The organism is Gellertiella hungarica, from assembly GCF_014197145.1.
In the GTDB taxonomy this organism is placed as follows: Bacteria; Pseudomonadota; Alphaproteobacteria; order Rhizobiales; family Rhizobiaceae; genus Gellertiella; species Gellertiella hungarica.
Genome location: NZ_JACIEZ010000001.1, coordinates 191861 through 216277, shown reverse-complemented (window position 1 = coordinate 216277; position 24417 = coordinate 191861). Strand labels below are relative to the sequence as shown.

At 62.9% G+C, this 24417-nt stretch carries 25 protein-coding genes; 10 read left to right on the top strand and 15 right to left on the bottom strand.

The features are described 5' to 3' along the window. Window position 1 precedes the first annotated feature (1 nt). From GGR23_RS00990 to GGR23_RS00965, 6 genes are all read right to left on the bottom strand, one after another. Window positions 2-322, bottom strand: coding sequence for an addiction module antidote protein (locus tag GGR23_RS00990; protein WP_183364243.1), 321 nt, complete (start codon window positions 320-322; stop codon window positions 2-4). Beyond that, the gene (locus GGR23_RS00985) at window positions 322-603 is read right to left on the bottom strand and encodes a type II toxin-antitoxin system RelE/ParE family toxin (protein WP_246364808.1); all 282 of its coding nucleotides are present in this window, start codon (window positions 601-603) and stop codon (window positions 322-324) included. Before GGR23_RS00985 ends, GGR23_RS00990 begins: the two co-directional genes overlap by 1 nt. Window positions 604-711: 108 nt before the next feature. After that, a complete protein-coding gene (locus tag GGR23_RS00980; RefSeq protein WP_183364241.1) occupies window positions 712-1266 on the bottom strand; it encodes a sarcosine oxidase subunit gamma in 555 nt (184 codons plus the stop codon). Continuing rightward, a complete protein-coding gene (locus GGR23_RS00975) occupies window positions 1259-4255 on the bottom strand; it encodes a sarcosine oxidase subunit alpha (protein WP_183364240.1) in 2997 nt (998 codons plus the stop codon). Before GGR23_RS00975 ends, GGR23_RS00980 begins: the two co-directional genes overlap by 8 nt. Beyond that, the gene (locus GGR23_RS00970; RefSeq protein WP_183364239.1) at window positions 4252-4590 is read right to left on the bottom strand and encodes a sarcosine oxidase subunit delta; all 339 of its coding nucleotides are present in this window, start codon (window positions 4588-4590) and stop codon (window positions 4252-4254) included. Before GGR23_RS00970 ends, GGR23_RS00975 begins: the two co-directional genes overlap by 4 nt. A gap of 18 nt (window positions 4591-4608) precedes the next feature. After that, complete coding sequence (locus GGR23_RS00965; protein ID WP_183364238.1) at window positions 4609-5862, bottom strand: sarcosine oxidase subunit beta family protein; 1254 nt, start codon at window positions 5860-5862, stop codon at window positions 4609-4611. Between the two features lie 299 nt (window positions 5863-6161). Between GGR23_RS00965 and rpsU the strand changes: the two genes are divergently transcribed. Next, window positions 6162-6389, top strand: coding sequence for a 30S ribosomal protein S21 (gene rpsU, locus GGR23_RS00960; protein WP_183364897.1), 228 nt, complete (start codon window positions 6162-6164; stop codon window positions 6387-6389). Between the two features lie 323 nt (window positions 6390-6712). Further along, the gene (locus GGR23_RS00955; protein WP_183364237.1) at window positions 6713-7597 is read left to right on the top strand and encodes a tetratricopeptide repeat protein; all 885 of its coding nucleotides are present in this window, start codon (window positions 6713-6715) and stop codon (window positions 7595-7597) included. A 137-nt stretch (window positions 7598-7734) separates the two neighbouring features. On the opposite strand, the gene GGR23_RS00950 is transcribed toward GGR23_RS00955, so the two are convergent. The 3 genes from GGR23_RS00950 to GGR23_RS00940 all read right to left on the bottom strand — a co-directional run bounded on the left by GGR23_RS00950 (window position 7735) and on the right by GGR23_RS00940 (window position 11464). Continuing rightward, the gene (locus tag GGR23_RS00950) at window positions 7735-7959 is read right to left on the bottom strand and encodes an aa3-type cytochrome c oxidase subunit IV (protein WP_183364236.1); all 225 of its coding nucleotides are present in this window, start codon (window positions 7957-7959) and stop codon (window positions 7735-7737) included. A 211-nt stretch (window positions 7960-8170) separates the two neighbouring features. Further along, window positions 8171-8998: an N-acyl amino acid synthase FeeM domain-containing protein gene (locus tag GGR23_RS00945; RefSeq protein WP_246364804.1), complete on the bottom strand. Its 828-nt coding sequence runs from the start codon at window positions 8996-8998 to the stop codon at window positions 8171-8173. A gap of 177 nt (window positions 8999-9175) precedes the next feature. Beyond that, window positions 9176-11464, bottom strand: a complete 2289-nt coding sequence (locus GGR23_RS00940; protein ID WP_183364235.1) for a putative bifunctional diguanylate cyclase/phosphodiesterase — start codon at window positions 11462-11464, stop codon at window positions 9176-9178. 436 nt (window positions 11465-11900) lie between these two features. Between GGR23_RS00940 and GGR23_RS00935 the strand changes: the two genes are divergently transcribed. After that, window positions 11901-12440 carry a TRAP transporter small permease subunit gene (locus GGR23_RS00935; protein ID WP_183364234.1) on the top strand — a complete coding sequence of 180 codons (540 nt, stop codon included), beginning with the start codon at window positions 11901-11903 and terminating at the stop codon, window positions 12438-12440. Between the two features lie 21 nt (window positions 12441-12461). After that, window positions 12462-14033, top strand: a complete 1572-nt coding sequence (locus GGR23_RS00930) for a TRAP transporter large permease (RefSeq protein WP_183364233.1) — start codon at window positions 12462-12464, stop codon at window positions 14031-14033. 58 nt (window positions 14034-14091) lie between these two features. Here the strand turns inward: GGR23_RS00930 and GGR23_RS00925 are convergent, their stop codons facing one another. Then, window positions 14092-15198 carry a TRAP transporter substrate-binding protein gene (locus GGR23_RS00925; protein ID WP_183364232.1) on the bottom strand — a complete coding sequence of 369 codons (1107 nt, stop codon included), beginning with the start codon at window positions 15196-15198 and terminating at the stop codon, window positions 14092-14094. A 251-nt stretch (window positions 15199-15449) separates the two neighbouring features. Here GGR23_RS00925 and GGR23_RS00920 point away from each other — a divergent pair, with 251 nt between their 5' ends. Next, a complete protein-coding gene (locus GGR23_RS00920; protein WP_183364231.1) occupies window positions 15450-16208 on the top strand; it encodes a gamma-glutamyl-gamma-aminobutyrate hydrolase family protein in 759 nt (252 codons plus the stop codon). Window positions 16209-16220: 12 nt separating this feature from the next. On the opposite strand, the gene GGR23_RS00915 is transcribed toward GGR23_RS00920, so the two are convergent. Continuing rightward, complete coding sequence (locus GGR23_RS00915; protein ID WP_183364230.1) at window positions 16221-17237, bottom strand: LacI family DNA-binding transcriptional regulator; 1017 nt, start codon at window positions 17235-17237, stop codon at window positions 16221-16223. Between the two features lie 113 nt (window positions 17238-17350). After that, window positions 17351-17872, bottom strand: a complete 522-nt coding sequence (locus tag GGR23_RS00910; protein ID WP_183364229.1) for a MarR family winged helix-turn-helix transcriptional regulator — start codon at window positions 17870-17872, stop codon at window positions 17351-17353. A 113-nt stretch (window positions 17873-17985) separates the two neighbouring features. Here GGR23_RS00910 and GGR23_RS00905 point away from each other — a divergent pair, with 113 nt between their 5' ends. Beyond that, window positions 17986-18756, top strand: coding sequence for a creatininase family protein (locus tag GGR23_RS00905; RefSeq protein WP_183364228.1), 771 nt, complete (start codon window positions 17986-17988; stop codon window positions 18754-18756). Here GGR23_RS00905 and GGR23_RS00900 read toward each other — a convergent pair. After that, the gene (locus GGR23_RS00900; protein ID WP_183364227.1) at window positions 18723-19094 is read right to left on the bottom strand and encodes a winged helix-turn-helix transcriptional regulator; all 372 of its coding nucleotides are present in this window, start codon (window positions 19092-19094) and stop codon (window positions 18723-18725) included. The genes GGR23_RS00905 and GGR23_RS00900 overlap by 34 nt on opposite strands. 132 nt (window positions 19095-19226) lie before the next feature. Here GGR23_RS00900 and GGR23_RS00895 point away from each other — a divergent pair, with 132 nt between their 5' ends. The 4 genes from GGR23_RS00895 (at window position 19227) to GGR23_RS00880 (ending at window position 22742) form a co-directional block, all read left to right on the top strand. Then, complete coding sequence (locus GGR23_RS00895; protein WP_183364226.1) at window positions 19227-20066, top strand: SDR family oxidoreductase; 840 nt, start codon at window positions 19227-19229, stop codon at window positions 20064-20066. 162 nt (window positions 20067-20228) lie between these two features. After that, window positions 20229-21389: a CobW family GTP-binding protein gene (locus GGR23_RS00890; protein WP_183364225.1), complete on the top strand. Its 1161-nt coding sequence runs from the start codon at window positions 20229-20231 to the stop codon at window positions 21387-21389. A gap of 4 nt (window positions 21390-21393) precedes the next feature. Then, the gene (gene imm45, locus GGR23_RS00885) at window positions 21394-21753 is read left to right on the top strand and encodes an Imm45 family immunity protein (RefSeq protein ID WP_183364224.1); all 360 of its coding nucleotides are present in this window, start codon (window positions 21394-21396) and stop codon (window positions 21751-21753) included. Beyond that, on the top strand, window positions 21753-22742 hold the full coding sequence (locus tag GGR23_RS00880; protein WP_183364223.1) for a WD40 repeat domain-containing protein: 990 nt from the start codon (window positions 21753-21755) through the stop codon (window positions 22740-22742). The genes imm45 and GGR23_RS00880 overlap by 1 nt, the downstream gene beginning before the upstream one ends. A gap of 135 nt (window positions 22743-22877) precedes the next feature. Here GGR23_RS00880 and GGR23_RS00875 read toward each other — a convergent pair whose 3' ends face one another. Both GGR23_RS00875 and GGR23_RS00870 read right to left on the bottom strand, forming a co-directional pair. Beyond that, complete coding sequence (locus tag GGR23_RS00875; protein WP_183364222.1) at window positions 22878-23567, bottom strand: OmpW/AlkL family protein; 690 nt, start codon at window positions 23565-23567, stop codon at window positions 22878-22880. 248 nt (window positions 23568-23815) lie between these two features. Next, entirely contained in the window at window positions 23816-24388 is a 573-nt protein-coding gene (locus GGR23_RS00870; RefSeq protein WP_183364221.1) for a GNAT family N-acetyltransferase, read from the bottom strand. Window positions 24389-24417: the final 29 nt, after the last annotated feature.

Here is a 24417-nt window from a genome sequence, read left to right as displayed (position 1 = left end):
CCTATTCGGCGGCACTCTTCCCCGGTCCGATAGCCTCCACCGTCAGCTTCAGCCCCAAAGCCTGAAGAACCTTCTGGATCGTCTCGAAGCGCACTTTCGAACCCGGCTGAAGCGCCTTGTAGAGGCTTTCCCGGCCAAGGCCGGTGGCCTCCGCGATCTTCGCCATGGATCGCGCACGGGCGATGTCGCCAAGAGCCGCCAGGAATATGTCGGCATCAAATTCCTCGTCTTCGAATAGGGCCTTGAGATACGCAATCTCCCCTTCTTCGGAAACGATGTATTCCGCGGGGTCAAATCGCGTTGTCTCGGGTTTTTCCGCCATCATCCATTTTCCAAGTTCGCCAAACTGATTGCGGTCGCGATATCCCTCGATTGGGTGCTCTTCTCGCCCCCGGCCAGCAAAAGAATGATGCTGTTACCCCGGCGCGTGAAATAGACACGGTACCCGGGCCCGAAGTGATATCGGAGCTCGAAGACGCCTTGCCCGACTGGCTTGCAGTCCCCAAGGTTGCCTTTGGCCACGTGCGGGAAGCGGGCCGCAATCCGAACCTGGATTACCTCGCTCCGTAGACCACGCAACCAGGCCTCGAACTGCACTGTCATTCTTATCTCATACATTAGCACGTATCCAAATAGATACAATATCGGCAATAAAAAACGCCCGGAGCCAGGCTTCGGGCGTCGATTACGATATCCTAATTTTTGAGCTCGTTAAAGAGCCGCATCCTCCGCGCCTTCGGCGATGAGGCCGAAGACGTAAGCGGCGAAGGAGCGCCAGACTTCCACACGGAAGGTGTCGGCTGCGGTGCGGTAGAGCACCACTTCGGCCTTGCCGACCAGCGTGCGCGAGCAGGCGCCGACCGGGAAGATCGCGAGCGACAGATCCTGCGGGCAACCGGCATTGATCGCCACATCGGCCTTGGGCCCGGAGACGATCACCGCCGTGTTGCGGTGGGAGACATCGGCCGCCGAGTGCAGCGCACCCGACTTGCCGGCCTCGGCCACCAGATCGGCACCGCTCTCGTCGATGATCAGCCACTCGTCCGGACCGATCCAGAGCGCATGGCGGCCATTGGCGGAAGCCGAGGTCTTCGGCTTCACCGGAAGCGCTACGGCGAGCGCGCCGGAAAGAGCCTCGACGGAGGCCGCAGGCGCACGCAGAGAGATGCGGCTTGCCGGCGCTGCCGGCGTCAGCCGCGCGACGGCGGAGCCACCATGCATGCCATCGAGGACGCCGCGGCGGGTTGCTTGCATCAGGTCAGACATTGAGGCGTCCTCCTTCCTTGTCAAAGAATACCATGTCGGTCACGACCTCGACGGCGATGGTCCGATCGGCCATGGGCACATAGAGCGTCTTGCCGTTGCGGTTCTTGCCATCGGCGATGAGCGCCATGGCAATGGACCGGCCGCAATTGCTCGACCAGTAGGACGAAGTCACGTGACCGAGCATGGTCATCGGCTTCGGCTCGTTAGGATCGGCAACCACCTGGGCGCCCTCTTCCAGCACCCCGTTCGGGTCCTTCGTCAGAAGGCCGACGAGCTGCTTGCGGCCGGGGGCCACGAGATCGGGGCGCTTCAGGCCGCGGATGCCGACGAAGTCGGGCTTCTTCTTCGAAACGGCCCAGTTGAGCGAGGCATCGTCAGGGGTGACGGTGCCGTCGGTGTCCTGGCCGACGATGATGTAGCCCTTTTCGGCGCGCAGCACGTGCATGGTCTCGGTGCCGTAGGGGCAAGCGCCCATCGGCTCCGCCCGGGCCCAGACGGCTTCCCAGACGGCCTGGCCGTAATCGGCCGGCACGTTGATTTCGAAGCCGAGTTCACCGGTGAAGGACATGCGGAAGAGCCGTGTCGGCACGCCGCAGATCTTGCCTTCGGCCACGCTCATGTGCGGGAAGGCTTCGTTCGAGATATCGATGCCCTCGACGAGCGGTGCGATGATCTCGCGGGCCTTCGGCCCCTGCACGGCGATGACGGCCCACTGTTCGGTGGTGGAGGTGAGCCATACCTTCAGATCCGGGAATTCGGTCTGGAGATAGTCTTCCATGTGCTGGAGGACGCGCGGCGCACCGCCCGTCGTCGTCGTCACGTGGAAGCGGTCTTCCGCCATGCGGCCGACGACGCCGTCGTCATAGATGAAGCCGTCTTCGCGGGTCATGATGCCGTAGCGGCACTTGCCGGGCTTCAGCGTGTCCCATGCATTGGTGTACATGAGGTTCAGGAACTTCGCCGCATCCGGGCCGACCACCTCGATCTTGCCGAGGGTGGAGGCATCGAAGATACCGGCGACATCGCGAACCGTCTTGCACTCGCGCGCAACGGCGGCATGCATGTCCTCGCCGGGCTTGGCGTAGTACCAGGCGCGCTTCCAGTTGCCGACGTCTTCGAATTCCGCGCCCTTGGCGACCGCCCAGGGGTGGATCGGGGTCTTGCGGGCCGGATCGAAGAGATCGCCGCGGGAGTGGTTGATGATCGTCCCGAAGGTGACCGGCGTATAGGGCTGGCGGAAGGTGGTGAGACCCACCTGCGGGATATCCTTGCCAAGCATTTCCGCAGCGATGGCAAGGCCATGCATGTTGGAAAGCTTGCCCTGGTCGGAGGCCATGCCATTGGTCGTGAAGCGCTTGATGTGCTCGATCGACTGCATGCCCTCGCGCACCGCCAGACGGATATCCTTGGCGCAAACGTCGTGCTGGAAGTCGATGAAGGCTTTCACGGTGGTGTCCGGGCCTGCGCCTTCTGCCGCACCGATCATGCCGCCGGTCCAGGAGAACGGAGCCTCGCCGGTGATCTCGATCTTGCCATTGCCTTCGGCGCCGGCCGCCTTGGCCATCAGTTCACCGGCGGCGAGCGCCTCCTCGATGGTGGCCTGCAGATCGTCGGTGCCGTTGCACGCGCCGACGGAGAGCGAATCCTGCGCATAGGTGCCTGGCAGGAAGCGCTGCGTTTCCGCATCCCAGCGCAGCTTGCCGCGCGACTGGGAGAAGAGATGCACGGAAGGCGTCCAGCCGGCAGAAACCAGAAGCGCGTCGATGGCGATCTTGCGCGTGGCGCTGCCCGCATGGCGGCCCACGGTCATGGAGTTGACGCGCAGCTTGCCGCCGACGGTCAGGACCGCATGACCGGTCAGCACTTCGATGCCCATCGCGCGGGCCTGGGCCAGAACGGCCTCGCCCGGCTTTTCGCGGCTGTCGACGATGGCGGGCACGGAAATGCCGGCGCGCTTCAGGTCGAAGGCCGCTTCATAGGCCGAATCATGCGCGGTGTAGATGCCGACCTTCTGGCCGACGGCGACGCCGAAGTGGTTCAGGAAGGTACGGCCGGCGGATGCGAGCATCACGCCGGGGCGGTCGTTGTTCTCGAACACCATGTGACGTTCGATCTGGCCGGTCGCCAGGATCACGCGCTTGGCGCGGACCTGCCAGAGGCGCTCGCGCGGCTCGTTCTTGCCGGGCTTGGCCTTGTGGTCGGTCACGCGCTCGCAGAGCGCGATCATGTTGTGGTTGTAGTAACCGAAGGCGGTGGTGCGGGAAAGCACCGTCACATTGTCCATGGCCTTCAGTTCGGCAGCGGTTTCCTGTGCCCAGGTGAAACCGTCCTTGCCGTTGATCTTGACGCCCGTGTCATAGTGAAGGGCGCCACCGACTTCCGGCTGCTCGTCGACGAGCATGACCTTCGCACCCGACTTGGCAGCGGCAAGTGCCGCCGACAGGCCGGCAACGCCGGCGCCGACGACCAGCACGTCCGTATGGGCGTAGCGGCCGGCATAATGGTCCGGATCCTCTTCCTTCGGAGCCTCGCCGAGACCGGCAGCCTTGCGGATGAAGGGCTCGTAGACCTTCTCCCAGGCCTTCTTCGGCCACATGAAGGTCTTGTAGTAGAAGCCGGCGGCAAAGAAGGGCGACATCAGGTCGTTGACCGCGCCGATATCGAGGGCGAGCGACGGCCAGCGGTTCTGCGAGCTCGTCACCATGCCGTCGAAGACTTCCTGCACGGTGGCGCGGACGTTCGGCTGGCGCCGGGCCGCATCGCGCGACACGTCGAGCAGCGCGTTCGGCTCTTCCGGACCGGCGGTCAGGATGCCGCGCGGGCGGTGATACTTGAAGGAACGGCCGAGCAGATGCACGCCGTTGGCGAGAAGCGCGGAGGCAACCGTATCGCCCTCGAGGGCGGTGTAGGACTTGCCGTCAAAGGTGAAGCGCGCGGTCTTGGCGGGGGTCAGGCGCCCCCAGCCCGAAATGCGATTGGCACCGCTCATTTCGAGGCTCCCTTGTCTTTATTCAGAGCAGACTCATTTCCGTTGTTGAGGAAGGTGGCCGGATCGGGCTTCGGCTCGCCCGCCTTGTAGCTCAGGTAGAAGCGGTCGCTCACCGTGTCGCGGGCGGCATTGAAGAACTTGCCGCAGCCATGGACATGGCGCCAGCGCTCATAGATCAGGCCCTTCGGGTTCTGGCGGATGAAGAAATACTCTTCGAATTCCTCGTCCGTGATGTCGGCAATATTGGTCGGACGCGCGATATGCGCATCGCCGCCATTGCGGAATTCGAGCTCGTTACGCTCTTCCTCGCAGTAGGGGCAGTAAATCAGCAACATGGTGTGAGATCTCCCGGATTAGTGCGCCACGGCGGCCGCTGCCGCCTCGTCGATCAGGCGACCGGTGCGGAAGCGATCGAGGGTCAGGCCGGCCGCGAACTTGTGCGGCTCGCCCTTGGCGATGAGATGGGCGAAGAGATGGGCCGAACCCGGCGTGGCCTTGAAGCCGCCGGTACCCCAGCCTGCATTGATGAAGAGACCCGGAACCGGGGTGATGCCCTGGATCGGCGAGCGGTCGACGGTGACGTCGACGATACCGCCCCACTGGCGCATCATCTTCACGCGGCGGAACATCGGGAAGAGCTCGCAGATCGCATCCAGCGTGTGGGTGATGATCTGCATGCCGCCCGTCTGGGAGTAGGAGTTGTACTGGTCGGTACCGGCCCCGATGACGAACTCGCCCTTGTCCGACTGGGAGATATACGCATGCACGGAGTTGGACATGACCACGCAGGGGAAGATGGGCTTGAGCGGCTCGGAAACGAGCGCCTGGAGCGGCTGGCTCTGCAGCGGCACCCGCACGTCGGCCGTCTGCATGACGACGGAGGTGTGACCCGCGGCCGAGACGCCGATCTTCTTCGCGCCGATGAAGCCCTTGCTGGTCTCGACCCCGACGACGCGACCGTCCGGGCCGCGACGGATGGCCGTCACTTCGCAGTTCTGGATGATGTGCACGCCGCGGTCGGAGGCAGCGCGCGCATAGCCCCAGGCCACCGCATCGTGGCGGGCCGTGCCGCCGCGACGCTGCAGGGCGGCGCCGTTGATGGGATAGCGTGCCGTCTTCGAGATATCGAGCGGCGGGCAATAGGCCTTGGCCTGCTCGGGCGTCAGCCACTCGTTGTCGATGCCGTAGAGACGGTTCGCATTGATGTGGCGCTTGAAGGACTGCTGGTCATGGACGTTGTGCGACAGCATCATCACGCCGCGCGGCGAGTACATGACGTTGTAGTTAAGGTCCTGCGACAGGTTTTCCCACAGCTTGAGAGAATGCTCGTAGATGTGCATGCTCTCTTCGTAGAGATAGTTGGAGCGGATGATCGTGGTGTTGCGGCCGGTGTTGCCGCCGCCGATCCAGCCCTTTTCCAGCACGGCCACATTGGTGATGCCGTGCTCCTTGGCCAGATAATAGGCAGCACCCAGGCCATGGCCGCCGCCGCCGATGATGATGGCATCATATTCCTTGCGGGGCTCGGGCGAGGCCCACTGGGCTTCCCAGCCCTTGTGGCCGCGCATTGCCTCGCGGACAACGGCAAAAACCGAATATTTGCGCATACGCGTCATTCTCCTGTCAATCAGGCCCTGCTTATGGGGATCGGGCATAGCAATCGCAAATCCGGGCCGCGGACAACGGCTATTTTGCGACGAACCGCATGGCGCGTTTTGACACGTCAAGGCTTGAAATCCAAGGGGATCACTTTTTGGCAGGATGACGCATATGGCATATGGACTTCATTGGTCGCTTCTGGTATCTCCGTTCCCCAATCGATCGGCCTTCCCGCCGAACGAACGTGTTTTTATTTGCCGCGGGCTTTCGCAGCTGGCAAGCAACCAAGACAAGGAATGGGATTCACGTGCAGGTACTCGTCCGCGATAACAACGTCGATCAGGCCCTCCGGGCGCTCAAGAAGAAGATGCAGCGCGAAGGCATCTTCCGTGAAATGAAGATGCGCGATTACTACGAAAAGCCGTCTCAGAAGCGCGCCCGCGAAAAGGCTGAAGCCGTTCGCCGCGTTCGCAAGCTGGCCCGCAAGCGCATGCAGCGCGAAGGCCTGATCAGCGGCGGCCGTACCGGTCGTTGATTATCGTCCCCGTGACGACAATCGGATGAATATGGCGGGGGCGATCGTATCGCCGCCGCCTTTTTTGATGAATGCATGCGGGCATGGATGTTGCCCGCTGCCCGGCCAGCGCCGGGGCCCCACCTCAACCCGCACGGCCTTGAGACGAAACCGCGCTTCCTGCCGGCGGCAAAATGGGGTATCGCTGAAACGAGGCAGTCGGATCCGCCCATGAGGGGCTTGCCGAGATGCCGAGCCGCGCTGGACCACATTTGCATGCCGCATGATGTCCCCACGGGCCCGCCTGGCCTATCGGGATTGCCGCAAAGGAACCTATACCGCCGATGGCCGACATGACCCTTCACATCCCCGCCCGCAAAGACAATGCCAATCGCCGCACTCGCGGCCGTGCGCTGGTGACAGCCGCATGGCTGGGACTTGGTGCCTTCGCCCTCGCCGGCTGCAACACAACCACCAGCGACGACGTCATCCGCGTGGAAAAGGCGCAGGGCTCCAACGAGAACATCTCCTCTCTGACGGCGGTGATCAACCAGAACCCGCAGGACCCGGAAGGCTACAATGTCCGCGGCTCCGCCTATGGACGCGCCGGCAACTTCTCTGCCGCCGTCGACGACTTCAGCAAGGCCATCGAGCTCAACCCGCGCTTCTACCAGGCCTATGCGAATCGGGCTCTTGCCTATCGCAACATCGGCCAGCCCGCAGAGGCCGTGAACGATTACAACATGGCGCTGAAGCTCAACCCCTCCTACGACGTGGCGCTGATCGGCCGCGGCAACATCTACCGGCAGGCGGGCCGCATCGACGAAGCCTTCAACGATTTCAACCAGGCCATCCAGCTCGACACCACAGACGGGCGCGCCTATCACAACCGCGGCCTCATCTACCAGAAGCGCGGCCAGCACGAGAAGGCGATCGAGGATTTCGCCAAGGCGATCTCGCTGTCGCCGAACTCGCCCGAACCCTATAACGGCCGCGGCATTTCCTACGTCGCGCTCGGGGATGACGAGAATGCCTTTGCCGATTTCAACCACGCCATCGAGCTGAACGACAAGATGGCGGAATCCTGGGCAAACCAGGCGCTGATCTACGAACGTCGCGGCGATCTGAAGAAGGCTGCCAAGTCCTATGCCCACGCCGTGGGCCTCGACCCGAAATACCAGCCGGCCAAGGACGGCCTTGCCCGCACCCGCGGCAAGGTCGCAAGCTGAGCGCGCTGCCGACCATCGACGACCCGAGAGGAAACCCGGCCAGGCCGGGTTTTTTCATGCCCATGGCCTCGACATGAAAAATCCCCGCTACGTTTCCGCAGCGGGGATTGCAAGAAACCGGTCGGTTCAGGCTGGTATCAGCGCAGGAACACGATGCTCGCGATGAAGAGCACGATGAAGGTCAGCAGGCCGCCGATCCAGCCGCCGGCCGTGAAGAAGCCCGCAGCCATTGCGACGAGCAGGGCAACGCAGGCCGCGGTGCCATACTTGGCAACGCTCAGGAAGCCTTCGTAGGTGCGCTCATGCTCCCGGTAATCCATAGCCGCGCCAGTTTCGACCGGGCCGGTATGATGTTCGCTCATTCTCTCGTCTCCCTCGTGAGGCGCCGGCGGTTTCACTCAAACCCGGGCACCCCTGTGCAAAAAGTGTCGATCCTGCCGCCACACCGGAACGCGCCCGTGCGGGGAATTCTGTCTCAGGAAATAGCGCAGCCGCAGAAAAGGTGCAATCCCGCTTGCGCCGCATATTGCGGCATCTCCCCGGAACGAATGCCGCAGGTTCGGCGATCTTGGCTCAGCCGGCGCGGCCGTTCCGGCCGCCGCCGTTGCGCAGGCCATTCCCGCTGCCACCCATCAGACCCTGATTGGCATTGCTGGCGGCCGCCAGTCTGGACTGCTGGCTCGCGAAACGCGCCGTCGGCAGGATCGTCAGCGGGGTGAAGCCGGCATTCGGCCCGCGCTCGAACATCATCCGCCGCTCGAAGGCCTCGGACTGGAAGAACGGGTAGCGACGGTAGAGATCGCTGCGGATGGCATTCGCATCGGTCGACATCAGCGTCAGTTCGATGTTGTATTTCCCGCAGTTCTTGCGCGGCTCCACAATGGTATTGGCAAGGAAGACCCGCTTGTAGAAGGCCGAATGCTGGGGGCTGACCAGCTGCAGCACCCGATCCGCATTGAAATAGTCCGTCGCCATGGTGGCGATGCGCAGCGTGAAATAGGGGATCGCCGGCATTTCGCGCATGATTGCGGGATCCGCAGCGAAGCGCACGGGGTCGATCAGCGACATGCCCGCATCCAGAAAGGCATCGATCTCTTCCGGATAGACGCTGCGCGTCGAGCTGACCCGGTGATCCGGCGTCACGTGATGGATCCGCACGGTCGAAATCAGGCGCTCTTCGAAATAGACCCCGAAATTATAGGCGTGGCTGTCGTAATCGATGTCGTCGATCAGGGTTGTGCCCTTCAGCGTCAGGATGTCGGCCATCTTGTAGGCCTTGTACCTGATGCGGGCGACCTCCTCCATGTCCTCGGTCGACTCGACCCTGCGATATTCGACCCGGTCCAGGAGATCCATAAGCTTGCGGGAGAAATTCCCCTCTCCTGCCGCATGATCCAGCATGGCAACCTCCGCTTCGTTAACAAGACGTTAATGCGGGGTTGCGTTGCCAATGACAACTATTGATTATAATTTTAATAAAGTTTTACTTTTTATGGTAAATAAAACATTAACCGATATGGTTAACAATACATGGACATGCAGGCCAGCGAAGCCTGCAGCACGCCGATACATGAAATTTCAGCTAGCGGCCTGAGCGGAGCGAACAGCCTGCTCCTCGGCGAGAATCGCGATGTTCTCGGGCGGCACGGCGGCGGAGAAGACATAGCCCTGGATCAGGTCTGCGCACCGGTAGCGGTTGATCAGCTCCAGCTGGTCCTCCGTTTCCACGCCTTCGATGGTGATGCCGAGACCCAGCTCGCGGATGAGGTTGACCGTACCGCGCAAGAGCTTCAGCCGGCGTGCATCCTCGCCGATGTTGCGGACGAAGGAGCGATCGATCTTGACGATGTCCACCGGCAGCGCATCGAGGTAGCTGAGGCTCGAGAAGCCGGTGCCGAAATCGTCCAGAGCGATGGTGATGCCGCGATTGCGGAAGATGTTGAGGATGTTCTGCACCGTTGCCGGTTCCTCGACGAGGCAGCTCTCGGTGATCTCCAGGTGCAGGCGGCTCGGGTGAAGGCCGCTTTCGGCCAGCGCCCTCTCCACCGCCGCGACGATTCGGTCGTTGCGCAGGTCGTGGACGGAGAGGTTGACGGAGACCGACATCCCGGCATCCCAGGTGGCACAATCCAGGCAGGCTTGGCGGATGACGAAATGGGTGATATCGGACACGATTCCCATTTCCTCTGCGAGCTGGATGAAACTCGAGGGCGGAATGGCGCCCCGCTCCGGATGAACCCAGCGGGTCAGCGCCTCGCAGCATTCGATCGAATGGCCGTCGGGACGGTACATCGGCTGGTAGAGCACGTGCAGCGATCCCGCTTCCACGGCATCGCGAAGCTCCACCTTCAGCCGCTGATGGTCGACATAGCGGGCGTCCATCTCCTGTTCGAAGAAGGCGCAGGTGCCGCGCGCCTTGTATTTTGCCTCGAAGAGGGCGAGATCCACCTTGATCTGCCATTCTTCCATGCGCAGCTGCGCCCGCGGCGTGACCAGCGCGCCGGCGCTGAAGGTGATGCGCATCTGCGATCCGTCGACATCGAAGCTGCCGCGCATGTCGGCATGCAGCCTGCGGATCAAGCCCTCGACACCGACGCGGCCATTGCCGTGGACGAAGACCACGAACTGGTCGCCCATGAGGTGACCGACGATCGCCTCCGAGCCGGCAACCGCCGTGAGGCGGTGCGCGATCTGGCAGAGCAGCCGGTCCCCGGCCACATGGCCCTTCATGTCGTTGACATGCTTGAACTCGTCGACATCGATGAGGAGCAGGCCGACCAGCTGCCGGTCCGCAAGCGCTGCGAGGCGCTCCTGCACCAGCTCGCTGAAATGCTCCCGGTTGGGCAGGCCCGTGAGCGGGTCGTAGCGCACCATGTGCAGCACGCGGCGTTCCGCACGGATGCGGGCCGTCACGTCTTCGAAAATCAGAACGACGACGCCGTCCGGCCGGCGGCTTGCCGAGAATTCCAGAAAGAGGTCGTCGGAATACTGCACCAGCGTGCGGGAGAGCGTGCCATCCACCAGCTGTGCCAGCTGGCGCTGGATGAGCGCGGGCAGAGAGCCGTCGATGAAGGAATGGCGCGCGCCATAGCGCAGCACGAGATCGAGGTCGCAATCCTTCAGCCGCTCCTGGTCTCCCAGCTTCAGCAGGTCGCAGGCCTTGCGGTTCACCACCAGAATGCGGTTGTTGGCGTCCAGCATGAACAGGCCGTGCGGCATGTTGTTCAGCGCCATGTCGAAACGGTCGACAAGCTCCGCCTTCTCCCGCGAGGCGATGACGTTGTTGTAAAGGAATTCGCGCACGCCATTGGCCATCATCCGCGTGGTGAGCAGAAACGGGATCAGCAAGCCGGCAAAGGCGACCATGAAGGGGTCAGACACCAGCGCGAAGCCGATCATGATCGGCAGGCAGGCGGTGAGCGTCTGCAGGTTGACGGCCCTCGAAGATCCGTAGTTGCGGCCGACGACGGATACCATGGAGGCAAGCGTTACGGCCACACAGGCGAGGATCGCGAACTGGTCGCGGGCAAAGGCGATGGCATAGGCGCTGCCGATGCCGAGGATGGCCGTGGTGGCCACGCCACCCCAGAGATAACGGTTCTCCCACAACGCGATCTCGCGATGGCTGAGGCCGGCCTTGGACACGGCGTCGAAGCGCTGGAACCAGTAGATTCGGAAAATGCAGACGGCGAGGAAGACGGCAGTCAGGCTGACATAGAAGGAATCGCCGGTTTTGGCATAGACGGCGGCATAGGTCAGGATGTGGACGACCATGCCGGTAAACAGCGTCTGCCGGTTACCGAAAAGCGAACTGACGAAAGACAGATACACATCTGTCGGTACGGCGTTCGGACTCTGAATCCTCATGAGGAGTCCCCCCGGGCCATTCCAGCCAAGCATCCTGATGAGCCCGGCAAACGGTATGGCGCCTATTCTTGCAAAGCCCGCCACAGGCCTCGCGACGGGTGGAAGAGTATCCTCTAGTTTTTAACGAATGATTTCAGCATACCACAATTTTTAGTTTATTATTCCAATATTCGATAAAAAAGACCCGCACCAGATAGTAAATAAACGATGATCAATCGTTTTGGTTGGAAAACCATTCTCCCCGGCAGAAGAACGCTGCAATCTGGGATATGTTTCATCAGCAATATAAAACCAAAGATAATCAGTTTGAAAGCAAGACACGCTTCAGAAGTTGCAACCGAAAAAGAGCGAGGTTGCCAAGCACAACCGATTCAGTTTGGATGGTCCCAAAAGAGGTGGCCCGCATCGCGGTACCGCCGATAAAAGGGGAGATACGATGCCAAGCCTCCTGAAACTCAGCGCGGCCATCGACGCCTTCAGCCGCCTCTTCGGCAAGGCCGCCGAATACATGGTGCTGTTCTGCTGCCTGATATCTGCGGGAAACGCGATCTCCCGCTATCTCTTCAGCTACAGCTCCAATGCCCTTCTGGAAATACAGTGGTATCTCTTCGCCTTCGTGGTGCTGATGGGCGCGTCCTACACGCTCCAGCGCAACGAGCATGTGCGGGTGGACCTGATCTACGGCAACGTTTCCGACCGGATCCGGATGTGGATCGATGCACTGGGACTCGCACTGTTCCTCATCCCCGCCTGCATCTATCTCGCCTGGATATGCTGGCCCTTTTTCGAACTCTCCTGGCACCAGGGTGAGATGTCCCAGAATGCCGGCGGGCTCATCCGCTGGCCGGTCAAGCTGGTGCTGGTTGCCGGCTTCGTGCTGCTGGCGCTGCAGGGCCTTTCGGAGCTGATCAAGCGCGTTGCCGGCCTCACCGGCCGGCTGGCCGTCGACACATCCTACGAAAAGCCCCTTCAGTAAGGCCGAGCCGGGAGACCTGACATGTTCGATTTCGGCATCCTGCCGCCGCTGATGTTTCTGGGCATGGTCGTGTTCATGCTCTACGGCTTTCCCGTCGCCTTCTCGCTGTCGGCGGTGGGCCTGTTCTTCGGTCTCGTCGGGGTGGCGACCGGCCATTTCGACATGGTCTTCCTTCACTCCCTGCCGTTCCGCTTTTTCGGCATCATTTCCAACGACCTGCTGCTGGCGATCCCGTTCTTCACGCTGATGGGCGCCATCCTCGAGCGCTGCGGCCTTGCGGAGGATCTGCTGGAAGGGACAGGGCGGCTGTTCGGCGCCATTCCGGGTGGCCTCGCCTATGCCGTGATCGTGGTGGGTGCCATCCTCGGCGCCATCACCGGCACCGTTGCCGCGTCGGTCATCACCATGGGCGTCATCTCCCTGCCGGTGATGCTGCGCTACGGCTACAACAAGCGCCTGGCGACCGGCGTGATCGCCGCCTCCGGCACGATCACGCAGGTCATTCCGCCCTCGCTGGTGCTGGTGGTGCTGGCCGACCAGCTGGGACGTTCCGTCGGCGACATGTATCTCGGTGCCATCGGCCCGTCGATCCTGCAGGTCGGCATCTTCATGGGCTACATCGCGCTGCTTTCGATCCTGAAGCCGCATTACATGCCGCCGCTGCCGCCCGAGGCGCGCGGGAAGCTCGACGCCAAGCTCGTGATGACCGTTCTCGCCGGGATGATCCCGTCGATCGTGCTGATCTTCCTCGTCCTCGGCACCATCTTCATCGGTCTTGCGACCCCGACCGAGGCGGGCGCATTGGGCGTGGTCGGTGCGATGCTTCTCGCCGCCATGCACGGTCGCCTCAGCTGGAAGCTCATCCGCGAGGGCATGCAGTCGACCATGCACATCACGACGATGGTGGTCTTCATCCTGATCGGCTCCACCTGCTTCAGTCTCGTCTTCCAGGGCATGGATGGCGGACGATGGATCGAGCACATGCTGTCAGGCCTGCCGGGCGGCCCGATCGGCTTCCTGATCTTCGTGAACATCTTCGTCTTCGTGCTGGCCTTCTTTCTCGACTTCTTCGAGATCGCCTTCATCATCATCCCGATGCTGGCGCCGGTCGCCCAGAACCTCGGCATCGACCTCGTCTGGTTCGGCGTGCTGCTCTGCGTCAACATGCAGACGAGCTTCATGCATCCGCCCTTCGGCTTCGCGCTTTTCTATCTCCGCAGCATAGCGCCCCGGAACGAGGTGAAGACATCGGACATCTACATGGGCGCCATTCCCTGGCTGGTGATGCAGCTCATTCTCGTGGGCGTGCTGATCTTCTGGCCGCAATCGGTGACCTACTGGCTGGACAATTCGCCGAAGGTCGATCCGAATTCCATCAAGATCGAGATCCCCGCCTTCGGCAATGGCGGCGGGCTGTCCCTGCCGCCGCCCGGCACGGGTGGTGGAAACGGCGGCCTGCCGGGCCTCGGGCTTCCGAGCCTCAACGGCCTGCCGGGAGCGCCGCCTGCAATGCCGGCACCCCAGCCCGGGCCGGCGCCTGCCCCGGCAGCACCCGCCATCGACCTCAGCCAGCCGCCGAAAATCACGCCATGATATAAAAAAACCCGGCCTCCCGGCCGGGTTTTCCTTTTCCTTTTGGGATGGTGACGCTTCAGAGCTTTCCGGCGCGCTGCTGGATCATCATGAAGGTGTCGAAGGTGTATTCGGAAAGCTGCATCCAGAGATAGGCGTCCTTCTTGAAGGCAAGCTGGTCGTCGTAGATCTTCTTGAAGGTGGCGTTGGAGGCCGAAATCTCCTCATAGACCGAAAGCGCGGCCGCATAGCAGGCTTCGAGGATTTCCTGGCTGAAGGGTCGAAGCTCGGCGCCGTTTGCCACGAGCTGCTTCAGCGCCTGCGGGTTCTTCATGTCGTAGCGCGCCATCATGTTGGTGTTGGCAAAGGCGCAGGCATCGGTGAGCGCAGCCTGGTAGTGCTTCGGCAGGCTGTTCCACTTCTCCAGGTTGATGAAGGCATGCACGACGGGACCACCCTCCCACCAGCCGGGATAATAGTAGTACTTTGCCACCTTCTCGAAGCCGAGCTTCTGGTCGTCATAGGGGCCGACGAATTCGGCCGCGTCGATCGCGCCCTTCTCGAGTGCGGGATAGATATCGCCGCCGGCGATCTGCTGCGGAATGACACCGAGCTTCTCGACGATCTTGCCGGCCATGCCGGCGATGCGCATCTTGAGGCCCTTGAGGTCATCGACCGTGTTGATTTCCTTGCGGAACCAGCCACCCATCTGGGCGCCGGTATTGCCGGCGGGCAGACCGTAGATGCCCTGCGTGGCATAAAACTCGTTCATCAGCGTATTGCCGTTGCCCTGGTAGAACCAGGAGTTCTGCAGCCGTCCGTTGAGGCCGAAGGGAATGGCCGTGCCGATGGCATAGGTCGGGTCCTTGCCCCAGAAGTAATAGGAGCAGGTGTGGGCCATTTCCACCGTGTTTGCCGTGACCGCATCCACGGCCTGCAGGCCGGGTACGATCTCGCCGGCAGCGAAGGGCTGGATGGTGAAATTGCCGTCGGTGGCGGCTTCCAGATGCTTGGCAATGTCTTCCGCGCCGCCATAGATCGTGTCGAGGCTCTTCGGGAAGGAGGAGGTGAGGCGCCAGGAAATCTTCGGATTTTCCTGGGCAATCGCGGGTGCCGCAAGGCCGGAGGCGGCTACCGCGCCGACACCGGCGGCACCTGCCTTGCGAAAGAACGAACGACGATCCATGTAACCTCCCCTTGTGTGTTTATTGGTGGAATTCGGTGCTCGCCTTGGACGAACCACAGGTGAAAGCCTATCCCCAATAAGTGTTGTGTTTCAAGCGGTCCCGCGCGCAAATGCCCCGGCCGCCCCTCCCCTGAAATCACGGTTTCGCGGCAAAAACTGGACAATCGTGAAGAGCCGGCCGCGCGGATATGGTTGACACCGGGCGAATTCTGGTTTCTCAAAAACGCCGACACATCGAAGCGGAGCATGCCATGTCGAAACCCATCGTCGCCGTCCCTGCCGATATTCGTGCATTCGACGGGACAGACTGGCATTCGGTTCAGGTCCAGTATGTGCGCGCCGCCGTGAAGGTTGCCGACGTGATGACCTTCATCATTCCGGCCCTGGAACAGGGCAACGACAGCGATGCGATCCTGGACCGGGTGGACGGGGTGATGATCACCGGCTCGGCCACGAACGTGCACCCCTCGCTGTACGGCCGGGAAGCCCGCCCGGAAGATGGCCCCTTCGATCCGGCCCGCGACGCAACCACGCTGCCGCTGATCCGCCGCGCCATCGAGCGGGGCATTCCGCTGCTCTGCATCTGCCGCGGAATCCAGGAGCTGAACGTCGCCCTTGGCGGAACGCTGGCCTCCGAAATCCAGGAGCAGCCGGGCATCTGGGACCATCGCAAGCCTGTCTCCCCCGACCGCGACGTGATGTACTCCATCCGCCAGCCGGTCTACGTCAAGGAAGGCAGCTGCATCGCCCGCGCGCTCGGCACCGGGGAAATCCAGGTGAACTCCCTGCATCGCCAGGCGATCTCCGACATCGCCCCGCGCCTGCAGGTCGAGGCAACCGCGGAAGACGGCACCATCGAGGCGGTTTCCGTCATCGATGCCAGGGGATATGCGGTGGGCGTGCAGTGGCACCCGGAATACTGGGCAGAGACGGATACCCCGTCGCGCCGGCTTTTCGAGGATTTCGGCAAGGCTGTCCGCGCCTATGCGGCCACCCGGGCCAAGGCCTGAGGAACCGTCCGCTTACCGACGGATTGGCCCGGTCGATTGGCGGATCCGCATTTCCGGCTTGATGAGGTGAATGCCATCCGGCTCGTGGCTGCCGTCGAGGCGGTCGAGCAGGGCGCGCGCGGCAAGCCGCCCCACCTCCGCCTGCCCGTTCCACACGGTCGTCAGCGCCGGCGTCGCGATGGAGGCTTCCTCCAGATCGTCATAGCCGGTGACCGAGATATCCTTGCCGGGGACCAGGCCGGCGCGGGCGATGCCGTTCATCAGGCCGATGGCCACCAGATCGTTCCAGCAGACGGCGGCCGTCGGCTTCTGCGGAAGCGAGAGGAAATGAACGGCCGCCTCGAAGCCGCCCTGCTTGGAGCGCGGCCCGGGAATGCGCAGCTCCGGATCCACCTCGATGCCCGCCTTCTTCAGCGCGTTCACATAGCCCTGGTAGCGGTCGCGGCCGGTAGACGTCTGGTCCGTTCCGCCGATCATGGCGATGCAGCGATGGCCGAGCCCGATCAGGTGGTTCGTGGCGAGCGAGATCCCGTAGCTGTCGTCACCGCGGAAGGTCGGCATGTCGACCCCTTCCATGGAGCGGGCGATCAGGATGGCGGGCATGCCATTGTCTTCCGAAAGCCGGAGATCCTCCGGCGGCGTGCCGATGGCCGGCGACACGATGAGACCGTCGCCACCGAGCTGGAGCAGGGTTTCGATGAAGGTGCGCTGCTTTTCGACGGAGTCGTAATGGTTCGACAGGATGAAGGTATGCCGGCTGCGGTCGAGCTCGCTCTCGATGGCCTTCAGGATTTCCCCGTAGAAGGGGTTCATGATGTCATGCACGACGACGCCGATGATGCCGGAGCGCGAGGTCCGCAGGCTGGCGGCGCGACGATTGTAGATGTAGCCGAGGGCCCGGGCCTGGTCCTTGATCCGGTCGCGGGTTGCCCCGGCAACAAGGGGGCTGTCCCTCAGCGCCAGCGACACGGTGGCGGTGGAAATGCCGAGCGACTCCGCGATCGTGGACAGTTTGACTTTCTGAGCCATGCGCCCTCCCGAAACAGCACGCCGATGGATGGACACCCATTTAAAAAATTTAAATAGTTTGTCGTGCTTTGAAAATCAATCTTTCTTTTTGGGAGGGCTTCTAAAACCTGTGTCTATTCCTCGTCGTCATCGGCAGGATGAAGCGCGGAAACGCCATCGGATTTCAAATTTTCGTCAACCGCCTTCAAGAGTTTAAGCAGGCTGCGCATTTCCTTGCCGCTGAAGCCCGCGAGCGCCTGGGCGGTGCAGGTTTCGACGGATTGCGAAATGCGCTCCAGCCGCTCGCGTCCGGTTTCCGTCAGATAGACCTTGGTGAGGCGCTGGTCCGTGCCGTCGGCGCGGCGGATCAGAAAGCCCTGCGCCTCCATGCGGCCGATGGTGCGGGTCATGGTGGGCGCCTTGACGCCGAGCCGCTGGGCAAGGCCGCCCGGTGTCAGCCCATCCTCCGCGGCCAGCGCAAGCATCACGCCATCCTGCCCGGCATAAAGCCCGGCATCGAGAAGATTGCGGGAGAGAACGGTGCGCATGGAGCGGGCGGCCTGGGTGATCGCCTGGGGAATATCGGCCATGACGCTTTCGAGGGGCGGCTTCTCCTTGCCGTCCTTCTTTTTCTTCTCTTCCTTCTTCTTGCCCAAGATGCCCTCCGTCACCGGTCTGTTTCGGCTTGTGCTTTTGCTGCCCGTTCGCCAAAACGGACATTAGCCGACAGTAAGGTCAATCGCCAGACCGAGTCCACGGGAACCAGACCATGTCAGAAAAGGCCCCCATCGCCATCCTTCCGCTCGGCGCCCATGAGCAGCATGGGCCGCATCTGCCGTTCGAAACCGATACGCTGATTGCCGCGGGCATTGCGGCGCGGCTGGCGGAGGTCCTGCCCCCGACGCTCGACATCCGCTTCCTTCCGGTGGAGCCGGTGGGTTATTCGATCGAACACATGGATGTCGCCGGCACGCGCACGCTCGGATACGGAGAGGCGGTGGAGCGATGGCTTTCCATCGCTGGGGCACAGCAGGCGCAGGGTGTCCGCAAGCTCGTGCTTCTCAATGCCCATGGCGGCAACTCGCCGCTTCTGACCATCGTGGCGACCGAGGCGCGCATCCGGCTTGGAATGCTGGTGGTGGCGACGAGCTGGACGCGTTTCGGCGTTCCCGAAGGCTTCATGACGGCCGCGGACAAGGCAATCGACATTCATGCCGGCGATATCGAGACCTCGGTGATGCTGGCGCTCCGCCCCGACCTTGTGGACATGACGAAAGCGAAATCCTTCCCGTCCCGGCAGCGGGAATTCGAGAGCCGCTTCGCTCATCTGAGGGCCTACGGGCCACATGCCTTCGGATGGAAGATGACCGACCTCAATCCCGAAGGCGCTGCCGGAAATGCTGCGGCGGCAAGCGCCGAGAAGGGCGAGCTGCTGATCGAACACGCGGTCCAGGGCCTCGCGGCACTGATCCGCGACGTCGATGCCTTCGACCTCGCCGATCTCGATCAGGCGGACTCGCGCGCCTCCACGCCGTCGTAACGGCGCTGCGCCTCGATGATGCGGGGCATGTTTTCCTCCGCCCAGACCGTCAGCGCGCTCACGGTGGCGGTCAGCGTCTGGCCGAGCGGCGTGATGGCATATTCCACCGTCACAGGCACGGTCGGAAACACCTCGCGACTCACCAGCCCGTCGCGCTCCAGCTTCTTGAGCAACTGGGAGAGCACCTTCTGCGAAATGCCTTCGATCTCCCGGCGCAGCTGGTTGAACCGCATCTTGCCCGCAGACAGCTTGACCAGGACCAGCACCGCCCATTTGTCCGCGATCCGGTCCATGACCAGACGCGTCGGGCAATTTTCCGCATAGACATCGAACTTCATCACTCATCTCCGCATGCCGGTTTCGAGGCGGTAACCACGTCACTCGAAGGTGCCTTCTTTACACCCTATCGCATATTTCATATCTGGTTTCCATAGAAAACGTGGTTTCAAATATATACCAAGGAGAGAAACATGGCAGGCAAGGTTCTGGTGCTCGGCGCGACCGGCACGATCGGCAGCAAGGTGGCGGCGCTTCTGGTGGCGCGCGGCGAGAAAGTCAAGGCAGTGAGCCGCAATGCAACGCCGGTTGCCGGGGCGGAAGCCGTTGCGCTCGATCTCGCCAATCCCGCAGCGCTCGGGGCGGCCCTCGAAGGTGTGGACCGGATTTTCGCCAATGTTCCCGCCGGCTATCTCGATCCCGTCGGCCTGCTCGGCCCCGTCATCGAGGCGGCTGCGGCACGCGGGATCAAGGTCGTGCTGATGACCGTGCTGGGCGTCGATGCGGATGACAGCATTCCCTATCGCCAGCTGGAACTGAAACTCATCGCGTCGGGAACGCCCTATGGCATCATCCGTCCGAACTGGTTCTCCGACAATTTCCACAGCTACTGGCGGGAAGGCATCCGCCATGGCGCGATCGCCGTTCCGGCCGCTGAGGGCAAGTCGAGCTTCATCGATACGCGCGATATCGCCGAAAGCGCCGTAGCGCTCCTCACCCGCAGCGATTTCGACGGCCAGGCCTTCAACCTCACCGGCCCGGAAGCGCTGTCCTACGGTGAAGCGGCAGCCATTCTCTCGGACGTCGTCGGCAAGCCGATCGCCTACCAGCCGGTTGACGATGCCGCCTTCGTTGCCCTGCTGACGGGTGCCGGCGTGCCCGCCGACTACGCGAACTTCCTTGCCGCCATCTTCCATCCCGTCCGCGAGGGCTGGACGGCTGGCGTGTCCGGCGACGTGGAAAAGCTCACGGGCAAGCCGGCGCGGACGCTCCGGACCTACGCCACGGACAACAGGGCGGCCCTGACCGACTGATCCCCGTGCCCGACGGCCGATCAGAGCATCCGCCGTCGGGCCGTTCGATCCCGCCTCATGGATTAAGCCATCGAAAGTCTTTGAAACGCCCCCGGCGAGACCTTATATGGAGGCCGAGATTTTCCGCCGGCCGAGCCGGCCTCCATTGCAATCGAGGTTACGATGACCGAAGCAGCTCTTCCCAAGCCCACGCCCGTCACGGTTCTCACCGGCTATCTCGGCGCGGGCAAAACCACGCTTCTGAACCGCATCCTGACCGAAAGCCACGGCAAGAAATACGCCGTCATCGTCAACGAGTTCGGCGAGATCGGCATCGACAACGACCTGATCGTCGAGTCGGACGAAGAAATCTATGAGATGAACAACGGCTGCGTCTGCTGCACGGTGCGCGGCGACCTGATCCGCGTCGTCGAAGGCCTGATGCGCCGTCCCGGCCGCTTCGACGGCATCATCGTGGAGACCACGGGTCTTGCCGATCCGGTTCCGGTTGCCCAGACCTTCTTCATGGATGACGACGTGCGCGCCAAGACCGAGCTGGATGCGGTCGTGGCGCTGGTCGACGCGCGCCATCTGCCGCTGCGCCTCAAGGACAGCCGCGAAGCCGAAGACCAGATCGCCTTTGCGGACGTGGTCATCATCAACAAGACCGACCTCGTGACCCCGGAAGAGCTCGCCCGCATCGAAGCCACCGTGCGCGCGATCAATCCGTCTGCCCGGATCCACCGCGCCGAACGTTCCAGGGTGGAGCTTTCCAAGGTGCTGAACCAGGGCGCCTTCAATCTCGAGCGCGCGCTTGAGAACGATCCGCACTTCCTCGATCACGATCATCCCGATCACGTCTGCGGCCCCGACTGCGATCACGATCACCACCACCACGACCATGACCACGGGCATCACCACCACGCCCATGATCATGAGCACGGTCATGGTCATGAGCATCACGATCACGAATGCGGCCCGAACTGCACCCATGATCACCACCACCACGACCATGACCACAAGCCCGGCATGGCGCCGATCCACGACGTGACGGTCACCTCCATCTCGCTGCGCGGCGGCGAGATGAACCCCGACCGCTTCTTCCCCTGGATCCAGAAGGTCACCCAGACCGACGGCCCGAACATCCTGCGCCTGAAGGGCATCATTTCCTTCAAGGGCGATGACGAACGCTATGTCGTTCAGGGGGTTCACATGATCGTCGAGGGCGACCACCAGCGCCCGTGGAAGGATGGCGAGAAGCGCGAGAGCCGGCTCGTCTTCATCGGCCGCAACCTCGACCGGGAGAAGCTGGAAAAGAGCTTCAAGGCCTGCGAGGCCGCCTGATCCCATGGCACTGCTTGCCGAAACCGGCGAAGAGGCCCTCTTCGTCGGCGACATCATCCGCCTGCCTGACAATTACGACCTGGGGCCCGATACGGGCCCCGTCGATCTCATCGTCTTCGAACCGAACGACGAGGAATGCGGGCTTGGCCTGCTGGTCATATCGGGCTACAAGTCCGGCCTCATCTATGCCCTTCTGCCGACCGAATCCATGAAAGGCGGCTCTCGCGCGATCTGCATCGACTGGTTGCGGCGGGAGTGGGACCGCTGGTTCTGCTATGCCCATGGGGACGGCATGAAGGTGATGGACCTGAACAAGACCCGCGTGTTCGGCTGGGACAAGCGGGAAATCGTGGAGACCGCCTGATGCCGACCGTCGCCCCCCTCGATCTCGACAGCCATGTCGTGACCGCCGAGTTTCTGGGCCAGGTGCCCGTCTTTGCCGCTGCCGACGGCACCATCCACCGGCTGGATCAGGGACACAAGTCCGCGAAGGCCCATGAGGGCCTGCTCTCTGCCGTGCGCGATGCGGCCACCAACAGCCTGATCACCGGCGGCGAGGACGGTCGCGTGGTGCGCAGCCGCGCCGACGGCTCGAGCGAGGAAATCGCCAGCGTTCCCCGCAAGTGGATCACCGTCGTTGCCGCCGGGCCTTCCGGCGCCGCAGCCTTTGCCCATGGCAAGGTCGCAACCGTCGTCATGGCGGATGGCAAGCGCAGCGAATTCACCGAGGAACGCACTGTCGAGGGTCTTGCCTTCGCACCCAAGGGGCTGCGCCTGGCGGTCGCCCGCTACAACGGGGTTTCCCTTCACTGGGTCGCGACGCCCGGCCAGCCGGTCGATCTGGAATGGAAGGGCGCCCATACCGGCGTCACCTTCTCGCCCGATGGCCGTTTCGTCGTGACCACCATGCAGGAAAACGCGCTGCACGGCTGGAAGCTCGATACGAAGCCCGGTTCCGACACCCGCCACATGCGCATGACGGGCTATCCTGCCAAGGTGAAGGGAACCTCCTGGTCTCCGAAGGGGAAGTGGCTCGCCACGACGGGCGCTCCCGCCGCGATCGTCTGGCCCTTCAGCGGCAAGGACGGCCCGATGGGCAAGGCGCCGCTCGAGCTTGGCACGCGCGCGAACATCCTGGTGACGGCCGTTTCCTTCCATCCCGCGGAGGAGGTGCTGGCAATCGGCTACATCGATGGCATGGTGCTTGGCGTGCGTCTGGCGGACAACAAGGAAGCGCTGCTGCGCCGGCCGGGCAAGGGCGCGATCACCGCCATGAACTGGAGCCCGAACGGCAAGCTGCTCGCCTTTGCCTCCGAGGCCGGCGATTGCGGCGTCATCGACATCTCTGCCTGAACATCAACTGTAGCAAGAACAAAGAAGGCGGACCTCCACCTTGCCAAGGAGGTCCGCCTTTCCGCATGTCCCGGCGCGGTGGGCAGCCGGGACTCGGGAAATGGCCACGCCCCTCGCAAGGGGCGCAGGTGCGCATCAGAAGCGGTAGGTGATACCGGTGCCGATCAGCCAGGGGTTCAGGTTCGCCCGGCCGGACAGATCCGTACCGCCGACATTCACGTCGAAGCTCGGCTCCAGGAACAGCTTCTTGACGTCGAAGTTCACGCCCCAGTGATCGTCGAACATGTAGTCCGCGCCGACCTGCAGGGCCGCGCCGAACTTGTTCTTGACATCCAGGCTGTTGGCGCTGGCGCCTTCCTGATTGTAGAACAGCGTGTAGTTGATGCCGGCGCCGACATAGGGCTTGAACGCGCCCAGGTCCGTGAAGTGATACTGGAGGGTCAGCGTCGGCGGCAGCACCCAGGTGCGGCCGATCCGGTCGAGACCGGCGATGGAGCCTTCGCCATAAACATTCGCATAGGTGGTGCCGAGGATCAGTTCGGCGGCGATGTTGTCATTGAAGTAGTAGCTGATGTCCAGTTCCGGCACGACGCTGTCGCTGAAGGAGAGATCGGAGCCGGGAACGCCCGTGACCGAGCCGCTGTCCTGGGTGATGACGCCGAGGCCGCGCACGCGCACCTGCCAGGGGCTGGAAACCGAAACGGCTTCCGTTGCAACCGGCGCCGCCTCCGGGGCAGCCGTCAGGTCTGCGGCCGTCGCCATGGTGGCGCCGAGCGAAAGCAGGGTGGAGGCAGCAAGCGCGGCGGCCCACATTGTCTTGGTCATCTCGTCTCTCCTTTAAGAGCATTTCCTGTCAACACGGGAACCGGAATGGCACCGCGCCGGACGAGTCGAGTTGAGCCAGATCAATATAACAGTTTTGTCTTATGTTGCTGCGCGGCAAAGCGGGTGATTGTGGCGAAAAAACAACGGGATAATTGACAAAAGAAAAGGCGGGCGGCCCTTGGGGACCGCCCGCCTTTCGTGCCACGGGGCGCTCGACGCTGTCCCTGCGGACAAGCGGAGCGCGGCCCTCAGCCGTGCTTCGCGAGGCTGCCGGTTGCGGTAAGCAAGCCAGTGGCGCCATCGAGCCAGCCGGGCACGAGTTCGAGAGCCAGAAACCGGTTCCGCTCGAAGGGGCCCGGCATGACCAGATGTTCGGTCTTCTCCGCGGAAAAACCGAAGCGGGCATAATAGGGTGCATCGCCCACGAGCAGGATTGCGCCATGCCCGGCCTCGCCCGCACGGCGGACTGCCTCGCGCATGAGGGCAGAGCCGATCCCCTGCCCTTCGGCGCGCGGATCGACCGCAAGCGGCCCGAGGAGGAGCGCCGGCACGCCCTTGCCATCCTTGCCGACGCCGGCCTGGATGTTCCAGAGGCGCACGGTGCCCGCGACTTCGCCATCGGCATGACGCGCGACGAGGGCAAGCCCCTCGGCCGGCAGGCGGTTGCGGCGGAGCTTTTCGGAAGACTTGCGCGTGCGGCCTTCGCCCATGGCGCGGTCGAGCAGCGCCTCGCGAGCCGCAACGTCGTAGATCCGCTCCTCGGCAATGGTGATGGTGGTGGCGCGCGAAAGGGCGCGCTCAGACAGAAGAACAGCGGCCATGGTGGCCTCCCGTACCCGATCCGTTTCCG

What these genes read in the sequence shown, in the direction of transcription:
- GGR23_RS00990 (WP_183364243.1), bottom strand. Translation starts at nt 322, where the DNA reads ATGGCGGAAAAACCCGAGACAACGCGATTTGACCCCGCGGAATACATC.
- GGR23_RS00985 (WP_246364808.1), bottom strand. Translation starts at nt 603, where the DNA reads ATGACAGTGCAGTTCGAGGCCTGGTTGCGTGGTCTACGGAGCGAGGTA.
- GGR23_RS00980 (WP_183364241.1), bottom strand. Translation starts at nt 1,266, where the DNA reads ATGTCTGACCTGATGCAAGCAACCCGCCGCGGCGTCCTCGATGGCATG.
- GGR23_RS00975 (WP_183364240.1), bottom strand. Translation starts at nt 4,255, where the DNA reads ATGAGCGGTGCCAATCGCATTTCGGGCTGGGGGCGCCTGACCCCCGCC.
- GGR23_RS00970 (WP_183364239.1), bottom strand. Translation starts at nt 4,590, where the DNA reads ATGTTGCTGATTTACTGCCCCTACTGCGAGGAAGAGCGTAACGAGCTC.
- GGR23_RS00965 (WP_183364238.1), bottom strand. Translation starts at nt 5,862, where the DNA reads ATGCGCAAATATTCGGTTTTTGCCGTTGTCCGCGAGGCAATGCGCGGC.
- GGR23_RS00955 (WP_183364237.1), top strand. Translation starts at nt 6,713, where the DNA reads ATGGCCGACATGACCCTTCACATCCCCGCCCGCAAAGACAATGCCAAT.
- GGR23_RS00950 (WP_183364236.1), bottom strand. Translation starts at nt 7,959, where the DNA reads ATGAGCGAACATCATACCGGCCCGGTCGAAACTGGCGCGGCTATGGAT.
- GGR23_RS00945 (WP_246364804.1), bottom strand. Translation starts at nt 8,998, where the DNA reads ATGCTGGATCATGCGGCAGGAGAGGGGAATTTCTCCCGCAAGCTTATG.
- GGR23_RS00940 (WP_183364235.1), bottom strand. Translation starts at nt 11,464, where the DNA reads ATGAGGATTCAGAGTCCGAACGCCGTACCGACAGATGTGTATCTGTCT.
- GGR23_RS00935 (WP_183364234.1), top strand. Translation starts at nt 11,901, where the DNA reads ATGCCAAGCCTCCTGAAACTCAGCGCGGCCATCGACGCCTTCAGCCGC.
- GGR23_RS00930 (WP_183364233.1), top strand. Translation starts at nt 12,462, where the DNA reads ATGTTCGATTTCGGCATCCTGCCGCCGCTGATGTTTCTGGGCATGGTC.
- GGR23_RS00925 (WP_183364232.1), bottom strand. Translation starts at nt 15,198, where the DNA reads ATGGATCGTCGTTCGTTCTTTCGCAAGGCAGGTGCCGCCGGTGTCGGC.
- GGR23_RS00920 (WP_183364231.1), top strand. Translation starts at nt 15,450, where the DNA reads ATGTCGAAACCCATCGTCGCCGTCCCTGCCGATATTCGTGCATTCGAC.
- GGR23_RS00915 (WP_183364230.1), bottom strand. Translation starts at nt 17,237, where the DNA reads ATGGCTCAGAAAGTCAAACTGTCCACGATCGCGGAGTCGCTCGGCATT.
- GGR23_RS00905 (WP_183364228.1), top strand. Translation starts at nt 17,986, where the DNA reads ATGTCAGAAAAGGCCCCCATCGCCATCCTTCCGCTCGGCGCCCATGAG.
- GGR23_RS00900 (WP_183364227.1), bottom strand. Translation starts at nt 19,094, where the DNA reads ATGAAGTTCGATGTCTATGCGGAAAATTGCCCGACGCGTCTGGTCATG.
- GGR23_RS00895 (WP_183364226.1), top strand. Translation starts at nt 19,227, where the DNA reads ATGGCAGGCAAGGTTCTGGTGCTCGGCGCGACCGGCACGATCGGCAGC.
- GGR23_RS00890 (WP_183364225.1), top strand. Translation starts at nt 20,229, where the DNA reads ATGACCGAAGCAGCTCTTCCCAAGCCCACGCCCGTCACGGTTCTCACC.
- imm45 (WP_183364224.1), top strand. Translation starts at nt 21,394, where the DNA reads ATGGCACTGCTTGCCGAAACCGGCGAAGAGGCCCTCTTCGTCGGCGAC.
- GGR23_RS00880 (WP_183364223.1), top strand. Translation starts at nt 21,753, where the DNA reads ATGCCGACCGTCGCCCCCCTCGATCTCGACAGCCATGTCGTGACCGCC.
- GGR23_RS00875 (WP_183364222.1), bottom strand. Translation starts at nt 23,567, where the DNA reads ATGACCAAGACAATGTGGGCCGCCGCGCTTGCTGCCTCCACCCTGCTT.
- GGR23_RS00870 (WP_183364221.1), bottom strand. Translation starts at nt 24,388, where the DNA reads ATGGCCGCTGTTCTTCTGTCTGAGCGCGCCCTTTCGCGCGCCACCACC.